16 protein-coding genes are annotated in these 17,482 nt (G+C 60.5%); 7 read left to right on the top strand and 9 right to left on the bottom strand.

The window, feature by feature from the left end; all coding sequences use genetic code 11:
- The first annotated feature begins 1 nt into the window (after position 1).
- The 3 genes from J2W46_RS21605 to J2W46_RS21595 all read left to right on the top strand — a co-directional run bounded on the left by J2W46_RS21605 (position 2) and on the right by J2W46_RS21595 (position 2,670).
- Positions 2–1,048 carry a phytoene/squalene synthase family protein gene (locus J2W46_RS21605; protein ID WP_204523214.1) on the top strand — a complete coding sequence of 349 codons (1,047 nt, stop codon included), beginning with the start codon at positions 2–4 and terminating at the stop codon, positions 1,046–1,048.
- 67 nt (positions 1,049–1,115) lie between these two features.
- Positions 1,116–2,306 carry an acyltransferase family protein gene (locus J2W46_RS21600; RefSeq protein ID WP_310070428.1) on the top strand — a complete coding sequence of 397 codons (1,191 nt, stop codon included), beginning with the start codon at positions 1,116–1,118 and terminating at the stop codon, positions 2,304–2,306.
- 115 nt (positions 2,307–2,421) lie between these two features.
- Positions 2,422–2,670 (top strand): hypothetical protein, encoded by a 249-nt coding sequence (locus J2W46_RS21595; RefSeq protein WP_027778129.1) that lies wholly within the window; start codon positions 2,422–2,424, stop codon positions 2,668–2,670.
- A 305-nt stretch (positions 2,671–2,975) separates the two neighbouring features.
- On the opposite strand, the gene J2W46_RS21590 is transcribed toward J2W46_RS21595, so the two are convergent.
- The 5 genes from J2W46_RS21590 to J2W46_RS21570 all read right to left on the bottom strand — a co-directional run bounded on the left by J2W46_RS21590 (position 2,976) and on the right by J2W46_RS21570 (position 8,034).
- Entirely contained in the window at positions 2,976–3,293 is a 318-nt protein-coding gene (locus J2W46_RS21590) for a DUF4148 domain-containing protein (RefSeq protein ID WP_020068852.1), read from the bottom strand.
- Positions 3,294–3,485: 192 nt separating this feature from the next.
- A complete protein-coding gene (locus tag J2W46_RS21585) occupies positions 3,486–5,006 on the bottom strand; it encodes an alkaline phosphatase family protein (RefSeq protein WP_310355970.1) in 1,521 nt (506 codons plus the stop codon).
- A gap of 296 nt (positions 5,007–5,302) precedes the next feature.
- Positions 5,303–6,166: an ABC transporter permease gene (locus J2W46_RS21580; RefSeq protein WP_027804767.1), complete on the bottom strand. Its 864-nt coding sequence runs from the start codon at positions 6,164–6,166 to the stop codon at positions 5,303–5,305.
- Positions 6,167–6,182: 16 nt separating this feature from the next.
- Positions 6,183–6,977 carry an ABC transporter ATP-binding protein gene (locus J2W46_RS21575; RefSeq protein ID WP_027778126.1) on the bottom strand — a complete coding sequence of 265 codons (795 nt, stop codon included), beginning with the start codon at positions 6,975–6,977 and terminating at the stop codon, positions 6,183–6,185.
- A gap of 37 nt (positions 6,978–7,014) precedes the next feature.
- Complete coding sequence (locus J2W46_RS21570; protein WP_020068856.1) at positions 7,015–8,034, bottom strand: ABC transporter substrate-binding protein; 1,020 nt, start codon at positions 8,032–8,034, stop codon at positions 7,015–7,017.
- Positions 8,035–8,319: 285 nt separating this feature from the next.
- Between J2W46_RS21570 and J2W46_RS21565 the strand changes: the two genes are divergently transcribed.
- A complete protein-coding gene (locus J2W46_RS21565; RefSeq protein ID WP_027778124.1) occupies positions 8,320–8,997 on the top strand; it encodes a response regulator in 678 nt (225 codons plus the stop codon).
- Complete coding sequence (locus J2W46_RS21560) at positions 8,987–10,381, top strand: sensor histidine kinase (protein ID WP_310355966.1); 1,395 nt, start codon at positions 8,987–8,989, stop codon at positions 10,379–10,381. The genes J2W46_RS21565 and J2W46_RS21560 overlap by 11 nt, the downstream gene beginning before the upstream one ends.
- 86 nt (positions 10,382–10,467) lie before the next feature.
- Here J2W46_RS21560 and J2W46_RS21555 read toward each other — a convergent pair whose 3' ends face one another.
- Both J2W46_RS21555 and J2W46_RS21550 read right to left on the bottom strand, forming a co-directional pair.
- Positions 10,468–11,631, bottom strand: coding sequence for an iron-containing alcohol dehydrogenase (locus J2W46_RS21555; protein WP_310355964.1), 1,164 nt, complete (start codon positions 11,629–11,631; stop codon positions 10,468–10,470).
- Positions 11,628–11,936, bottom strand: coding sequence for a putative quinol monooxygenase (locus J2W46_RS21550; protein ID WP_027778121.1), 309 nt, complete (start codon positions 11,934–11,936; stop codon positions 11,628–11,630). The genes J2W46_RS21555 and J2W46_RS21550 overlap by 4 nt, the downstream gene beginning before the upstream one ends.
- A gap of 326 nt (positions 11,937–12,262) precedes the next feature.
- Between J2W46_RS21550 and J2W46_RS21545 the strand changes: the two genes are divergently transcribed.
- A complete protein-coding gene (locus J2W46_RS21545) occupies positions 12,263–13,267 on the top strand; it encodes a TauD/TfdA family dioxygenase (RefSeq protein ID WP_088175584.1) in 1,005 nt (334 codons plus the stop codon).
- Positions 13,268–13,627: 360 nt separating this feature from the next.
- Complete coding sequence (locus tag J2W46_RS21540; RefSeq protein WP_088175585.1) at positions 13,628–15,856, top strand: NADP-dependent isocitrate dehydrogenase; 2,229 nt, start codon at positions 13,628–13,630, stop codon at positions 15,854–15,856.
- Positions 15,857–16,044: 188 nt separating this feature from the next.
- Here the strand turns inward: J2W46_RS21540 and J2W46_RS21535 are convergent, their stop codons facing one another.
- The gene (locus J2W46_RS21535; protein ID WP_020068863.1) at positions 16,045–16,272 is read right to left on the bottom strand and encodes a hypothetical protein; all 228 of its coding nucleotides are present in this window, start codon (positions 16,270–16,272) and stop codon (positions 16,045–16,047) included.
- A gap of 355 nt (positions 16,273–16,627) precedes the next feature.
- The gene (locus J2W46_RS21530) at positions 16,628–17,458 is read right to left on the bottom strand and encodes an alpha/beta fold hydrolase (protein ID WP_310355959.1); all 831 of its coding nucleotides are present in this window, start codon (positions 17,456–17,458) and stop codon (positions 16,628–16,630) included.
- Positions 17,459–17,482 lie beyond the last annotated feature (24 nt).

The following is a 17,482-nucleotide window of genomic DNA, read 5'->3' as shown; positions in this document are numbered from 1 at the left end:
CATGCCGAATCCGACCCGGGCTTTTCTTCTCGGCCCGCTCCTGAAAGGCGTTTCACGCTCGTTTTACCTTACGCTGCGCGTGCTGCCAGTGGGAATGCGCGACCCGATCGGCCTCGCCTATCTGCTCGCGCGTGCCGCCGACACGGTTGCGGATACATCGCTGATCGCGCCGGAACAGCGCCTTCAGTTGTTGCTGGCGTTGCGCGACGAGGTCAACGGTGTGTCGAGCGACGGCGCGCTGTTCCAGCGTATGGCCGCCGAAGTAGCGGGTCAGCAGACTCAGTCGGACGAGAAGGTGTTGCTGGAATCGCTCGGTCCCGCGCTCGACGTCTTGGGGCAGTTGAATGAATCGGATCGCAAGGCCGTGCGGGGAATCGTTTCAACGCTGACCGAGGGCATGGAGTTCGATCTGCGCACGTTCCCCGACGAACGTTCGGGCCGCATCGCGGCGCTGCGCGAATATTCGGAGTTGGACCGCTACACATATCTTGTAGCGGGCTGCGTCGGCGAATTCTGGACCACGATGACCTACGCACATATGCCCGGCACGCTCAAAGAGCGGCCCGAGACAATGGCGAGCCGTGGCGTCCGGTTCGGCAAGGCGCTGCAAATGACCAACGTCTTGCGCGACTGCGGAAAAGACCTGCGTATCGGCCGCTGTTATCTTCCGCAAACATTGCTGGATCAACACGGCTTGAGTCCGCAAGACCTGTTGTTGCCGGCCATTTCGTTGCGCGCGCGTCCGCTGATGACCGAGCTATTGCGCACCACGCTCGATCACTTCCGTGAAGCGCTCGATTACACGCTCGCCATTCCCGCCTTTTCCGTGCGCCTGCGGCTTGCGTGTTTGTGGCCGATTCTGATCGGGCTCGAAACGTTGATGCTGCTCGTGAATAACTCAGCGTGGCTCGATCCGCAAAAAGTCTCGAAGGTGCGCAGGAACACGGTGTACCGGATCATTGCGTCGTCGCTGCTGCTGGTCGGTTCGAACCGGCTGGTGCGTCAGTCAATAGAGCAACGCATCCGGCACATAGAAGCCCGGCTTTGAGCTGCTTGTGTGTGGCCCAACGTACTGTTTAAAAGCATGCCGGGCCGTAGTTTGATCGACAAATCCTTTGTCCGATCCGACTCACATGGCGCCGCCGGAAAAACAGCATTGCGACACACTCGACCTGATCCGGGCACTGGCGGCGGGCGCTGTTTGCCTCAGCCATCTGCGCAATCTGATGTTCGTCGACTACAAGTCGAGCGTGGGACTGGGCCTCGCGGGCAAGGCGTTTTATTTCGTCAGCAACTACGGGCATACGGCCGTCATCGTGTTCTTTTTGCTGAGCGGGTACTTTGTCGGCGGCTCGGTGCTGCGCCAGGTCGGCACCGGCACGTGGAGTTGGCAGCGCTATCTGACTGAACGCTTATCGCGCCTGTGGGTCGTGCTGGTGCCGGCGCTGCTGCTAACGTTGTTCTGGGACCGCCTCGGCATCCATCTCGCGGGCGGACCTTTCTATCTCGGGACTGAAGGCACATTCGATCAACAGATCAACGTTGCATCGCATCTGAGCCCGGCGACGCTCGCATGCAATCTCGTCTTCCTGCAAACCCTGGCGTGCGGCACATACGGATCGAATGGTCCGCTATGGAGCCTCGCTAACGAATTCTGGTACTACCTGTGGTTTCCCGCATGCGTCGTGTTGTTGGGCCGCCGACGGGGAGTCGGCGGTTATGCGATCGCCGCGTTTGCGCTCGGTACGATGATCGCGTTCCCATCGCTGCAAAGCGGCTTCGGATTGTGGCTGCTCGGCGTGCTACTCGCGGTGCTGGAAAAGCGTTCTCCCGCGCGTGCGAAGCGCCGGGCTCTACCGTGGCTTACGTTCGTAAGCGGTATGGTGTTTGTCGCCGCGCTGGTTTGTACACGCCTCTTTCTGCTCGATAACGACTGGATCGTCGGCGTGCCTTGCTTTGTGTTCCTCCGCTGCGTGCTGCTCGAGAATGTTCGCTTGCGCCTGCCGGTGCTGTCGCGAGCCGCAATTCTGTTTTCCAGGTTTTCCTATTCGCTGTATCTCACGCATTTCCCGTTTATTCTTTTTGTGGCCGCAGTGGGTTTCAGGCAGCGCATTCCGTTCGATGCAAAAGGAGTACTCGTGCTGACCGGAATGCTCATTGCATGCTACGTGTACGCTTTCGTGGTTTATCTGTTGTTCGAGCGGAACACGCGGCGCGTGCAGCAGCGCATGTGGCGGCTGCAGTCCGGGCAGACAGCGCCGGATACAACAGCCGCGCATGTTCGTCAGCGCGGCACGATTACCTGACTTGGCGCTCACCTCGCTTGATTCAATCTGCGTCAGCACATAGGCCTGAATCGGGAAACCCCTAAGACCGTGTCCGGATGGTTCGCGTTAGTCTCTTCGAAAGAGGAGACATTCCATGAGGCAGGCATTCAATATCGCGGTGGTGCTGTTGCTCGGCTATTTAATGGCGGATCGGGCGCTGATGCGCGCGCAGGCCGGCGAAGTCGGGACGATCACATGCCATCAGGGCGCTGAACTGGTCAAGGCCAGCGCGCTCAAGAAGGGCTTTGGAGATGTCGGCGCGAGCAGCCAGAGCGAGAATTTCCTGTCGAGCTGCCTCGTCACGGGGCGCGGGCAAGTGGGCGATCTGATCGCTCGCGATTGAGCAGGTCCGTTCGGTCGGAGGATGATCCGTTGCACCCGCAACGGTTCGCAGGGGCAAAAAAGCGCCTGGACTGACGAGTCCAGGCGAAGTCATCGGTAGCCGATGACGGAGGTAACGGATAGCAAACTGGCCCGTGATCGGAACAACCGGTCGCGGGCTATTTCATTTGTAACGGCTCAAACAGTTGGCGCTTCGGCGGCATGACACGCGGTGAAGTGCTGAGAATTCCGCCGCGCCTTGGCGGCGGCATATTGCGCCATTCTCAGCCGGTGCACCGACCCGATTGCCGCCTTTGCCTGCTGTGCTTAGTTGCCGAAGTAGATCGACTTGGTGCCATTAGCCGACACCGCGCGGCCAGAGTCCGAAGAACCGTTCGCAACACCGCCATAGCTCGACACAGCCGGCTGCGCAGTGCCGTTTTGCGCGGCGACGCGAGCTTCTGCGGCCTGAATGTCAGCGGGATAATAAGGATCCGAGCGGGTCGGCTGATAGCCGGCCTTTTCCAGTTGAATCAGTTCTGCGCGCACCTGAGCGCGAGTCACGGGCTGGTTGGACTGCGCAAACGAAGCGACAGGAGCGGCCAGCACAGTGGCGATAACAACAGCTTGAATAAGTGATTTCATGATGAACTACCTCCAGTTTCGGTCTTTATTGCGCTACGAACCTTGTTGTTCGCAGCCAGTGATTACATTGTAGGTTTGCAAACTGGAGAGAGTAATGGCGCTTTTCGGTAAACTTCGTTGCTGGAATTGAGATAAACGGACGGCGCTGTTCATTCGTGCCGACGCACCAGTAAAGCCTGCGTGCAGCGGCTCTTACTTACTGCGCGGGCGGACGGCTCCGTCGGCCCGCTGCGACAGCCGCGTGAATGCATGGCTGGTACGCTCGTCACGCAGATCGCGGGCCCGATAGAAGTCTTTGCTAAGCCACTCCCCCAAGCCGATCAACGCCGAACCCAGCAGGTTTTTCAGGCTTACCCAGCGGTTCTCGGCGCGCGCAAAATTCGCCGCCGACACCACTGCGGTCGTTTCCAGTCGGTCGAGCTCGGTATGTAGAAAGTCGGCGAAATGGTGGAGCCCACGCTGATTGTTGTTCGACGACTTCTTTTCCAGTTCCACATGATCCGGAATGAGCGACTGATTACTCACCCGAATGAATTGAGGCGTGTCGGCGCGGGGCGTGCCGGTGGTGCGGATCGCCAGACCGACGCTCGACGAGGCTTCTGTGCGTTTGCCGAGCGGAGGCAGGCCCCACTTGTCGCAGAGATATTTCAGCACGCTGCAATGGTCGAATTGCGCGTGGCATACGCCGGGGTCGCACCAAGGGGATACGAGGAGGGCGGGCACGCGAACGCCGAGCCGCCTGAAGTCGAACACGGACGTGTGTTCGTCGGGCGCGACCGAGTCTGACGGCGGCGGCACGTGGTCATAAAAGCCACTGTGTTCGTCGTAAAGCACGACTAACAATGTGCTTTCCCACAACGCCTGATTGGAACGCAATGCGTTGTACGTGTCCGCGATCAGCTTTTCCGCCTTCATGATGTTATGCGGCGGATGATCGTCGTTCTGTGCCTCGCCGAAGTACTTGGGCTCTATGAGTACGAACTCCGGAAATGCATCGGCTGGACCGGCCGCATCGGGAAAGAAATTGTCGAAGTAGCGGTAGTTCGCGAGGTTCTCGGCTTTGCGCTGATTCTTGAATAGCAATGACGCCGGGAAGTCGTAGAAATAGACGGTCCAGGTTTTTTTAGCGTCGTTCAGGCGGTCAAAAATCGTATCCTGATCCTGCTCGGTGTACCACCTGGGATTGAGCGCGTCGAGGCCGGATGGCATTCCCACCTGCCCGTTCGAAGTGCCGGAAAGCGCGAAGTAGCGGTTCGGCCACGTTGGGCCGGGCAGAGATGAAAACCATCTGTCGCAAACGGTGAATTGCTCTCCGAGCGTGTGCAGCGCGGGCAGAAAGCCGCGCGGATAGTAGCCCATGATGTTCTGCCGCGCGGCAAGACTGCTGTTTGGATAGTCGTTGGCGAAGGAGCGCACGAAGCCGCTGTTGTTCGAGTCGATCTGGCTTAGCACGGCTGAGTGCCCATGATCCGGATCGAGCTTCATTTGCCGTACTCGCGTGGGCCGAGGAGAAAAGGTGTGGCCTTTGCCGTCGTCGTTCGTTTTCGACGCAGCGTTGCGCACGCCGTCCAGACCCTCATGCACTTCGTCGAGGCAGCCCAGCATCTGGTCGAAGGAATGGTTTTCCATCAGCAGAAGAACCACGTGGCGAATCGGGTCGTTCTGCGCCTGTGCCTGTTGTCGTGCCGCGTTGCTGAGTTGGACGTCGTCCATGTGCATCGCTCCTGCGGGATTAAGCAAGACTGAACGTGTGAGGTGTCAGTCTTGCAAACCTAGCGCAAAAAACGTCGCAACGAAAGCTTCATATCGCTGTGAGAAGCCGGAGAAGATCGGCCCTCTCCCGCCAGGCTCGGACGGCTGAACACCTACGCGCGCGGCGTGGCGGCCGCCATATGCGCCGCTGCAACTGGGGGCGTTGGTGACAACAGAATGCAAAAATGCCGTTCGGTCATTCACCGAACGGCATTTTTTTGTACCGCCGCGCTTTTACACGGCAAGGTGGCTCAGGTTTAGACGGCTGCCGGCCGCCATTTCAACAAGCGCTGCTCGACTGCGGTCAACAGGTAGTCCGCTGCCAACGCGACCACGGCCAGCACGATCATCGCGGCAAACACGCCGCTTGCGTTGAACGCACCTTGCGCCGTGGAAATCAGCAGGCCGATACCTTGTTTAGAGCCGAGAAATTCGCCGACCACTGCGCCGACGAGCGCGAAGCCGAAGCTCACATGCAGGCTTGCAAGAATCCAGCTCAATGCCGAGGGAATCACGACCGACGTGGTTACCTGACGGCGCGAAGCACCGAGAATTTGCGCATTCGCGATCATGTAACGATCGGCTTCACGTACGCCCTGAAACGCGTTGGCAAACACGACGAAGAACACCATCACCACGGCGAGTGCAACTTTCGAAGCCATGCCGAGGCCCAGCGCAATCACGAACACGGAGCCGAGCACCACACGCGGAATCGAGTTGGCGATCTTGATGTAGAGGCTGAACACGTCCGACAGCAACTTGTTGCGGCCGAGCAGAATGCCGCAGAACACGCCGGCAACGGAGCCGATAATGAAGCCGAGTCCCGTTTCTTCGAGCGTGACCCAAACCTGCGTGAGAAGCGGGCCTTGAGACGTGCCGTTCACGAACCAGTCGACGATCTGATCGAAAATCGCGGTCGGCATCGAAAAGAAGAACGGGTCGATCCACTTCAGGCGCGCGGACAGTTCCCAGCCGCCGAGCACGATCACGAGTACGGCGATACGCAGCGCGATCACCAGCACCTGACGTTGCCGGATACGTTTTTGCGCGACCCGTTCGACCTGCGCGAGCGACGCGGCGTCGATACCCGAGGGCATCATCTGTTGAGGAGTAGTAGACATGTTTCGCTTTCCTTGATTAACCGATCTGCACTTCTTCGCGCAGGTCGTGCCAGATGTCGCGCGAGATTTCGATGAAACGCGGGTCGTAGCGAACTTCCGACGTGACACGCGGACGCGGCAGATCGATCTCGTAGACCTTTTTTAGCGTCGCGGGACGCGCGGTCAGCACGAACACGCGGTCGGCGAGTGCAATCGCCTCTTCGAGATCGTGCGTGACAAATACGACCGAACCGGCGCCGCCCCACAACTGCAGCAATTCGTCCTGCATCAGCGTGCGCGTTTGCATGTCGAGCGCGGAGAACGGTTCGTCCATCAACAGGATTTCCGGCCGGTTGATGAACGTTTGCGCGAGTGCCACGCGTTTGCGCATGCCGCCAGACAACTGATGCGGATAGTGCTTGCCGAACTTGTCGAGGCCCACACGGCGCAGCCACTCGTTCGCTTCTTCATAGGCGGCGGATTTCGAGCGGCCGCGATACAGCGGACCGGCCGCGACGTTGTCGATGACCGAGCGCCACGGAAACACGGCGTCTGCCTGAAACACGAAGCCGATGCGCGGATCGATGCCGTCCACCGGCGCGCCCATCACGCGCACTTCGCCGGTAGTGGGCTTGAGCAAGCCCGTAATCATGCTGAGCGTGGTGGATTTGCCGCAGCCCGTCGGCCCGACAATCGCAACGAACTCGCCGCGCGCCACCGACATGCTGAAGTCGCGCAACGCGATGGTTGCCTTGCCGTCCGGAGAAATGAAACGGCAGGACACGTTGCGCATTTCGATCGCAGGCGTCTCGCGTGACATAGGTTGGTTCATCGGCTGGTGCCTCGCAGTTTGCTTGATGTGGATGACGTTACTTGGCCGCGGTCTTGACCGGCGCCGCCACGAAGTCGTTCGTGTAGGTCTTGGCGAGGTCAATGTGCTTGCCCTTCACCGAGGGGTTGAATGCGGAGAGCACCTTCAACACGGTCTCTGGGCCGTCGGCGGGCATCTTGCCGTCCTTCGTGAACATGGGCAGCGACGCTTTCAGTGCACCGACGTAAAGGTCCTTGTTGTTGCCGTAGTAGTCTTTCGGCATCTTGGCCGCGATTTCTTCAGCGCTATGCGTGGCGATGAAGTTCAGCGTCTTTGCGAAAGCGTGCGAAAGCTTCGCTGCGTCGCTCTTGTGCGACTCGGCCCACGCACGCTGCACGTAGAAGCTCGAAGCCGGATAAGTGCCGCCGAGCGCTGCGCGCGTGCCTTCGAGGGTGCGCATATCGACCAGTACTTTTGCGTCGCCGGTCTTGAGAAGTTGCGAGACCGTCGGCTCTGTCGTCATGCCGGCGTCGATACGGCTTTGTTTGATGGCCGCGATAAAGCTATTGTCGGCACCTACCGGCAACAGCGTGTATTGCGTGGACGGAACACCCGCGCGTTGCGCAAGGTATTGCGTGAGGAAGCTTGTTGAGGAGCCGAGGCCGGTCACGCCAAGCGTCTTGCCTTTTGCGTCAGCCATGCTCTTGAAGCTGTCTGCCGCTTTCGTGGAGACCATTTCCACTTCGCCCGGCACCTGGCCGAAGATCACCAGCGCCTGCACTTCTTTGCCTTTGCTCTGCAGATCGATAGTGTGATCGTAGAAGCCCACTACGCCTTGCACCGCGCCTGCGAGCAGTTCGTTCTCTGCATCCACGCCCGCGGGCTGCGAGAGAATTTCGACGTCGAGGCCTTCGTCCTTGAAGTAGCCGAGTTGTTCAGTCAGCTTGGCCGGCAGGTAAATAATCTTGGTGGCGCCGCCGACCATGATCGTGAGTTTCTCCGCATGAGCGGCGGCCGAAGCAGCGGCGAGGGCAAACGCAACACCGGACACAGCGGCGATCTGGCGCAAGGTACGCATGAGGCAGTCTCCTGGGGTTTGGCCGCCGCCCTATGGACCATGCGGCGCTTTTTGAGTGAATGACGGCGATTATAGAAATCGGAAACCTTCTGCCAGCTTTCGACGGTGCCGGCAAATAGTGAGTGTTAACCCCGAACCGCGCGAAATCGTGCCGCAAACCGCACGCAGCGCATCTAGCGGAAGCTCGGGGTAGAACATGAAACTGTATGCGCCGAACCTCACGCGATACGCGCAGCGCCCTGTTTTTACGGCACAATCGACGCCCTGACTCTCGCCGTTTGTGCCATGAAGCTGCTGCTCATTGAAGACAATCCCACTCTCGCTCACTGGCTCGCGAAGATGCTGGAGCAGGAGGCATTCGCTCTCGACGCCGTGCAGGACGGCGACGCGGCGGACCGCTTGCTGCGCACGAATCACTATGACGTGATCCTGCTCGACCTCAATTTGCCGAAGTTGTCGGGCAAAAACGTCCTGCGCCGGCTGCGTCAGCGCGGCGACGCGACTCCCGTGCTGATTCTGACGGCGAGCGGTTCGATCGACGAGAAAGTGGAGTTGCTCGGCGCGGGCGCCGACGACTACCTGGTGAAGCCATTCGAAGTGCGCGAGCTGATCGCGCGAATCAAGGTGGCGATCCGTCGTCAGTCTCCGTCGAAGGCGAGCGAAGTGGTGTGCGGCGACCTTGCGTTCGACATCGATACGCGTCAGTTCACATTGAAGGGCGCACCGCTGAACGTCACGCCGCGCGAGCGCTCGGTGCTCGAAACGCTGATTCTTAGATTGGGCAAAACGGTGACCAAGCCCGCGCTCGTCGACGCGATCTTCACGCTCGCCGATGAGCCGAGCGAAGACGCGGTAGAGATTTATATCTCACGCCTGCGCAAGAAGCTCGACGGCAGTTCGGCGGCCATCGTCACGCTGCGCGGGCTCGGCTACCTGCTGCGCAAGAAAGAAGATGACCAATAGTTTGCGCGTCCGATTGTTATGGTGGTTGCTGGTGCCGCTCGCATTGTATGTGTTCGTGACTGGCAAGGCCGAGTACGACAATGCCCGGCGAACGGCCGATCTCGTGCAGGACAATCAGCTTATTTCGTCAGCGCGAATGATTGCGGGCGAAGTGGAATGGGTCGACGGTTTCCTGCGCGTGGATGTACCGCCGGCGGCGCTCGAAATCTTCGCGTCGCCTTATCGCGATCAGGTGTTCTACAGCGTCAATGTGGACGACCGGCAACTGCTTGCGGGAACGCCGGAATTCCCGCCGCGTCCGGCGCAAGCGGCCGATACGCCGGACCACTACGACACCGCGCTATACGGCCAGAACGTGCGCGCCGTGGGGCTCGTTCGGCTCATGTACGACAACGGCGCGACGCGCCACGTGCGCGTCACTGTTGGCAAGACGGTGCGTTCACGCGACGCGATGGCCGAACAACTATGGCGACCGCAACTCGTGCGGCAGATCGAGATGATCGCGCTTGCCGTGGCGCTCGTGTGCATCGGTCTGACGTTCGAATTGCGTCCATTGATGAAGGTGAAAGACGAGGTCGCCGACCGCGATCCCATGCAACTCGAGCCGATCCGCGTGGACCGTCTGCATACGGAATTGCGGCCGATTGTCGAAGCCATCAATCAATGCATTGCACGCCTCGGCGTGCAGGTTGCCGCGCAGCGCCGTTTTATCGCCGACGCCGCACACCAGTTGCGTACGCCGCTCACGCTGCTCGGCACCCAGTTGCAGTTCGCGCGGCAGCAGGGCGGCGTGAACCCGGCGCTCGACGAAGCGCTGGCCGCCATGCATCGCAGCAACCGGTCAATGGTCGGACTCACCAACAAGCTGTTGCTGCTCGCTCAGGCCGAGGCGGCGGACAACCGGCAGGTGATTGTCGAAACGGTCGATCTCGTGCCGTTAGCCATGGAAGTGGTGGAAGACTTCGCATTGCTTGCGCAAGGGCGGCAAATCGATCTCGGCGCGGAGCTTTGCGACATCGCGCCGGTGGCGGGGCACCGCGGCCTGCTTCAGGCGCTGATCGCCAATCTCGCAGAGAACGCAATTCGCTACACCGGCAGCGGCGGGCACGTCACGGTCGCAGTGACCGCCGACGCACACAGGGTTACCGTTAGCGTGATCGACGACGGTCCGGGCATACCAGCCGAGTCTCGCAGCCGCATATTCGAGCCGTTCTTTCGCGCCTCGACGGATACGGAGGGCACGGGTCTCGGACTCGCCATCGTGCGGGAAGTCGCGGACGCGCACAAAGGCGATATCGTGCTCCAGGCGGGTGAGGGCGGCAAAGGCGTGCATATCGCCGTTTCGTTTCCGCGTGCGGCGTCGGGGCAGTCGCGCGCAGGCTAGCAGCGCCAGCTATTGCGGCCGGCGGCGGCTGTATCGCGTTGAAAATCTCGCGGTTGTTGCTGCGCCAGTGTCGAGATCAAAACGTATCAAAAGGCAGCGTTGTAAATCGCCAGTGCATCGGCCTCGCTGACGGGCCGCGGATTGTTCACGAGCAGGCGGGTTTGCAACATCGCGTCGCTGGCCATGCGTCCAAGCCCTTCGCGCTCGATGCCGACATCGCGCAGTCGCGCCGGAATCGCTGTCTCCGCAATCATCCGTTCGAGATTTTCGATCAGCGCCTGGGTCTTGTCCCTGGCGCTGCCGGTCGTTCCGGGCACGACCACGTCGGCCAGTTCCGCGTAGAGATCTGCCGCCGAGTCGGCGTTGAAGCGCAACACATGCGGCAGCACAAGCGCGTTGGAAAGCCCATGCGGCACGTGATAAATGCCGCCAATCGGATACGCCAGCGCGTGCACGGCAGCGACCGGCGAGTTTGCAAATGCCTGTCCCGCGAAAGTCGCGCCCAGCAGCATTGCCTCGCGCGCATCGCGATTGTTGCCGTCCTCGCACGCGGGCAGCAGGTTGCGCGACAGCAGTTCGAGCGCCTTTATCGCGAGCATGTCGGATACCGGGTTCTTCAGATGCGCGGACGTATACGCTTCGATCGCGTGAACCATCGCGTCGATCCCCGTGGCCGCCGTGGCGGCAACGGGAAGCCCGAGCGTGAGTTCGGCGTCGAGAATCGCCAGATCGGCGATCAGTTGCGGCGCGACGACGCCCATCTTCCTGGCCTCGCCGACTGTGACAATCGAGACGGCTGTTACTTCGGAGCCGGTTCCGGCAGTGGTCGGCATCTGCACAAGCGGCAGGCGCTGCACCGTCACCTTGTTCACGCCATACATTTCACTGAGCTGCTGCTGTTGCTGTGGAGCGAGTGCTGCGATGAGCTTGGCGACATCCATCGACGAGCCGCCGCCCAAGCCCAGCACGATCTCGGCACCGGCGCTGCGCGCGCGAGCCGTCGCTTCAAGCACGATATGTTCTGGCGGATCGGCGATCACGTCGTCGATCACCGTCGCATTCCAGCCATGCGCCGCGAGATCGGCAAGCGCCGGGTCCAGTAAGCCGCTTTTGTGCAGGAAGCCGTCCGTCACGACACACAGACGTTCAAGCGCCGGAAATTGCGCGCGCAGCAAAGCGCCGAGCCGACGAGCCGCACCGAATTCGACTATCAGCGTGGGCGCCGTTTGAAAGCGGAATGCGTTCGTCATGCTGCTTCTCCCGGGACCATATGGCTCGACACTTCGCGTCGCTCCAGCAAGGGAACGATTGTGCCGAAACCAAGACGCTGAAAATGTTCGGTCTCGCGATGCTCCGCGAGGCCGTCCGCATCGCTGTACTGTTCGAGGATTACAAAGTGGTCCGGCTCGAGCGGCGAGCGGAAGAATTCGTAGTAGAGGTTCTTCGGCTCCGCGCGAGTGGCGGCGGCGAGTTCGGTGAGATGCTTGACGATCGCATCGCCGTTGCCGGGCTTGGCGAAATAATGCGCGATCACCTGCAGGTAGGCATGAGCCATCAGTAACTCCAACAAGACAGTGGTCGAGATCTCAGAGCGTGAAGCCGATGTCGCCGCGGGCTGCCGATATTCCTAGCCAGGCAGACGCGGCGCCGAACTCCAGTTGTACCAGATTCGGATCGCCCGCTGAACGGCAAAGCTAACGTCCTGCTGCGTTCCGCGGGTGAATCCATCAGATCGGCAGGGCCATCTCAGGTGGATATTGAGAATCATTCGCGTTTGCGATAGATTGGCGGTGTGTTTTTAGAAGGACGAGCGTGCGCGCCGCCGACAAACCGGCGGCGCCAGACCGCTGCCGGTACACGGCATCATCCAAAGGAATTCGTATGACCATGCTTTCGACGCCGCGGCCCACGCTCGCCGATCTGTCTATCGAGCCCGGCCTACCCACGGTCGTGTCGCCACGCGCGGGCGGGGACATGTCATTGAACGACGCCGCGTCGCTGCTGCACGTGATTGTCGACGAGACGCTCGAGCGCGCCGGCGGCGTGCTCTTCTCAGGCTTCCGGGTTGATTCGATCGATGCATTTCAAGGTTTCGCCGCCTCGTTCGGGCATCCGCTGATCGGGTATGAATTCGCTTCTACGCCGCGTAGCCAGGTTGAGGGCGCGGTGTACACATCGACGGAATATCCGCCGCATCGCTCGATCCCTTTGCATAACGAGCAGTCGTACACCCGCGAATGGCCGTTACGGATCTGGTTCCACTGCGCGCTCGCCGCGCGTTCCGGCGGCGCGACGCCGATTGCGGACAGCCGCGCGATTTGTCGAGCGCTCGACCCCGCGCTCGTCGAGCGTTTTGCTCGCCGCGAACTGCTTTACGTGCGCAACTTCGGTCAGGGGCTCGATTTGCCGTGGCAGCAGGCCTTCGGCTCGGACGATCCAGGCGTTGTCGAGCGTATTTGCCGCGCGCGCGGCATTGAATGCGAATGGCGCGACAGCGAAGACGGCGAGTTGCTTCTGCGCACGCGCGAGCGTTGTCAGGCGGTGGCGCGGCATCCGCGCACGGGTGAAAACGTGTGGTTCAACCAGGCGAACCTGTTCCATCTTTCGTCGCTCGATGAGGACATGCAGGACGCATTGATCGATTCCGTAGGTCTGGAAAACGTGCCGCGCAATGTGTATTACGGCGACGGCGCGCCGCTCGAAGCCGACGCCCTTGCACAGATTCGCGGCGTTCTCGACGAAGAGCGGGTCGTGTTTCCGTGGCAAACCGGCGACGTGCTGATGCTCGACAACATGTTGACGGCGCATGCACGCGACCCGTTCGAAGGGCCGCGCAAGGTGGTCGTCGCAATGGCACAGAGTTACCGTGAAGGCCAGACGGTGTAGCGCAGAACGACAACCGCGCGGCACGGTGTTTCGCGCACGATCGTGCGGATGGATTCAGCTCAGCGTTAATGCAAACAATTCGCATCTGGCAAAATTTTGCGACTTAAGTCATCTATAAGACATATGTCTTCAGGCGTAGGATAAATCGCTGAAAGCCTTGTCTGGCGGGCATCATCGCACTTTCGGCGGGTTCGCCGGCATGTTTGTTTAGCAGCGGATAGAGGAAAACGCGCATATACTCACGGTCGGGCCGTAAAAAGTAGTGCCGCGGGTCGCGCTGCGTTTTGCTGCTTCGTCGCAACTCGCTGGCTCAGCGCGTCCAACGCTCTGTCTCTCACTTCACCTAGCAAAGCATCAAACATGTCCACACCGCCGAAGATCATCTACACCCTGACCGACGAAGCGCCTGCTCTGGCGACTTACTCGCTGCTGCCGATCGTCAAGGCGTTCACGCGCTCGTCCGACGTGATCGTTGAAACGCGCGATATTTCGCTTGCTGGCCGGATCATCGCTGCATTTCCGGACTACCTGACCGCGGAACAGAAGGGTTCCGACGATCTGGCTGAGCTGGGTGGACTCACAACGCGCCCCGAAGCGAACATCATCAAGCTGCCGAACATCAGCGCTTCGGTGCCGCAACTGAAGGCCGCGATCACCGAATTGCGCGATCAGGGCTACAAACTGCCGGCGTACCCGGACGTCGCCACGACGGAAACGGAAAAAGACGTCAAGGCACGCTACGACAAGATCAAGGGCAGCGCGGTCAACCCCGTGCTGCGCGAAGGCAACTCGGACCGCCGCGCGCCGCTGTCGGTGAAGAACTACGCACGCAAGCATCCGCACAAAATGGGCGCGTGGTCTGCAGACTCCAAGTCGCATGTCGCTCACATGAGCGGCGGCGATTTTTACGGCAGCGAAAAATCGGCACTGATCGCTGCGGCCGGTGCCGTGAAGATCGAACTGACGGCTGCCGACGGCACGAAGACGGTTCTGAAGGAAAAGACGCCGGTGCAGGCGGGCGAGATTATCGACGCGTCGGTGCTCAGCAAGAACGCGCTGCGCAGCTTCATCGAAGCGGAAATCGCCGACGCCAAGCGCAAGGGCGTGCTGTTCTCGGTGCACCTGAAAGCCACGATGATGAAGGTGTCCGATCCGATCATCTTCGGTCACGTCGTATCGGTGTTCTACAAAGACGTGTTGACCAAGCACGCTGACGCGCTGGCGCAAGCGGGCTTCAATCCGAACAACGGTATCGGCGATCTGTACGCGCGCCTCAAAGACCTGCCGGCCGAAACGGCTGCGCAGATCGAAGCCGACATCAAGGCTCAGTACGAACAGCGTCCGCAACTGGCCATGGTCAACTCGGACAAGGGTATTACGAGCCTGCACGTGCCGAGCGACGTGATCGTCGACGCGTCCATGCCGGCCATGATTCGCGAGTCGGGCAAGATGTGGGGCGCGGACGGCGCACTGCACGACGCCAAGGCCGTGATTCCGGACCGTTGCTACGCGGGCGTGTATCAGGCAGTGATCGAAGACTGCAAGAAGAATGGCGCGTTCGATCCGGTCACCATGGGCACGGTGCCCAACGTCGGCCTGATGGCACAAGCCGCTGAAGAATACGGTTCACACGACAAGACGTTCCAGATTCCGGCGAACGGCGTGGTTCGTGTGACCGACGCAAGCGGCGCTGTGCTGATCGAGCAAGCGGTGGAAGCGGGCGACATCTGGCGCATGTGCCAGACCAAAGACGCACCGGTGCAGGACTGGGTCAAACTCGCGGTGAACCGCGCGCGTGCCACCAACACGCCGGCGGTGTTCTGGCTGGACGCGGCTCGTGCACACGACGCGCAGATCATCAAAAAGGTCGAGCAGTATCTGAAGGACCATGACACGAACGGTCTGGACATTCGCATCATGACGCCGGTCGAGGCAACGAAGTTCTCGGTCGAGCGCATCCGCGCCGGCAAGGACACGATCTCGGTCACGGGCAATGTGCTGCGCGACTACCTGACCGACCTGTTCCCGATCATGGAACTGGGTACCAGCGCGAAAATGCTGTCCATCGTCCCGCTCATGGCAGGCGGCGGCATGTTCGAAACGGGCGCGGGCGGTTCGGCGCCGAAGCACGTTCAGCAACTGGTCGAAGAAGGTTTCCTGCGTTGGGACTCGCTGGGTGAATTCCTGGCGCTGGCAGCGTCGCTCGAACATCTGAGCAGCGCGTATCACAACCCGAAGGCGCAGGTTCTGGCCAAGACGCTGGATCAGGCAACCGGCAAGTTCCTCGACAACGACAAGTCGCCGGCGCGCAAGGTCGGCGGTCTCGACAACCGTGGCAGCCACTTCTACCTTGCGATGTACTGGGCCGAAGCACTCGCCGCGCAAACGGAAGACGCGACGTTGCAGGCTCAGTTCGCCGGCGTAGCTAAGGCGATGGCTGACAACGAAGCGAAGATCCTTGAAGAACTGCGTGCCGCACAAGGCAAGCCGGTGGATATCGGCGGGTACTATCGTCCGAACGTCGAACTGACGAGCAAGGCTATGCGCCCGAGCGCCACGCTGAACAAAATCGTGGACTCGATTGCGTGAAGTGTTCAGCCATGTGCTGACACGTGTGAGGAGCGGCCCAGGTGACAACGCACTTGCGCACGCTTTGAAAGACGCAGTCAGGCACACACCTAACGCGGCATAAAAGTAAGCGGTAAGCATGACGATGGCGCTCTCGAGCGCCATCGTCATTTCTGGCTGCATATCGCGGAAGCGCGTAGTGCGGTCCATCAAACGTGAACGATTTCCCAGTCGCTCAGTTTCTCCGGAATTTCGAGCGTCGAGGTATCGACTTCAGACAGATGCGGGCAGGTCAAACCGCGCGCGAGGTCGTCAGCCGCTTGTTGCGGGCTGGAAAACTCGCCAAGTTTGTCGTTGCCGTACGATGCTTCCCAGCCGTCCTGACCCGGCAAAATGTAGAACGCTCCTTCGGTCGATCCAAAGCGAAAGCCTTTCATTTTTAATCTCCCAATTGCCAATAAAAACCGCTGTGCTCTGGCGGCTTCCTGCGCGGGATTCGGGGACTTTCCGAGATGGTTCTATCGCATCCAATCCACCGCACCGCATGAAGCGCCTGCTCTTGTAAAAGAGTCTATGTCAGCAGGCAGCGGAGCAAGCGGTCGTTGGGAGCTTCGTTCTAACGAAAATTGTTATTAAAAATCAAAGAGTTGCGCGCTTCATTTTGCAATGTGCAACGTGGGGCGACATTGCGAAATGACGAGTTTGTGCCACGCACCACGATTTTTTACGAAGCAGGGCCGCGTGTCGCATCGTGAAATATTGGGTGCTTTGTCGATACACCCCCGTATGCGTTCAGGAGGGGGCGCCCGGCAGCACGCGCTCCACAAACGCAATCATCGCCTTGTTGAACAGCGCCGGTCTTTGAAGCGGCGCGAAATGACTAACGCCGGGTAACACGTTCAATTCCGCACCGGGAATCGCGCCGGCGAGATATTCAGCGTGCTCCCGTTTGATGAACTCGTCGTGTTCGCTTTGTGCGATGACAACCGGCACGCGGATTCGCGCGAGGTCGTCCGCAAAATAGTTAGGCTCGGTCTTCATCATTTCGCTGACGGCGGCGACGAATGCGTCGAACTCGTCGGGCGTGGCGGAAAGGCGTGCGTAGTCTTGACGGTGCCGGCTGAAACAGCGGTCGATAACCGGCGTCGCTACAAATTCTTTTGTGCCGCTGGGGTCCATATTGCAGCCGAAGAAGAAGACGCCGGCAACGCGTTGCGGCGCCACCATGCCCAGCACCATCGCGACACACGCGCCGTCGCTCCAGCCGACAATTGCCGCGCGTTCGAGCGCGAGCGCGTCCATTACGGCAAGCACGTCGGAAGCCATCAGTTCGTACTTGTACGGCCGCGCGTCGCGCGTGCTGCGGCCGTGACCGCGGCTGTCGATTATCACCACGCGGTGCCCGGCCGCAAGGAGCGCCGGCACCTGATAACCCCAGTTGCCGCTGTGGCCAAGTCCGCCGTGCAAAAGAATCACTGCCGTGCCGTTGCCGTGAGACGCGTACCAGATTCGCGCGCCTTCGTGCTCGACCCAGCCCGACTTGTTCGACGCAGGCAGCGGCGGCGCGCCGTGCGCTTCGAAGCGTTCAAGCGAGTCGTCGTCCGATTCCTGGAAAGCTGCCATCGCGGTTGTCTCCTCTTTGATTGC

Origin of the sequence: Paraburkholderia strydomiana, assembly GCF_031456815.1 — a bacterium.
Classification (GTDB): Bacteria; Pseudomonadota; Gammaproteobacteria; order Burkholderiales; family Burkholderiaceae; genus Paraburkholderia; species Paraburkholderia caledonica.
This window is presented reverse-complemented; position numbering and strand designations above follow the sequence as displayed.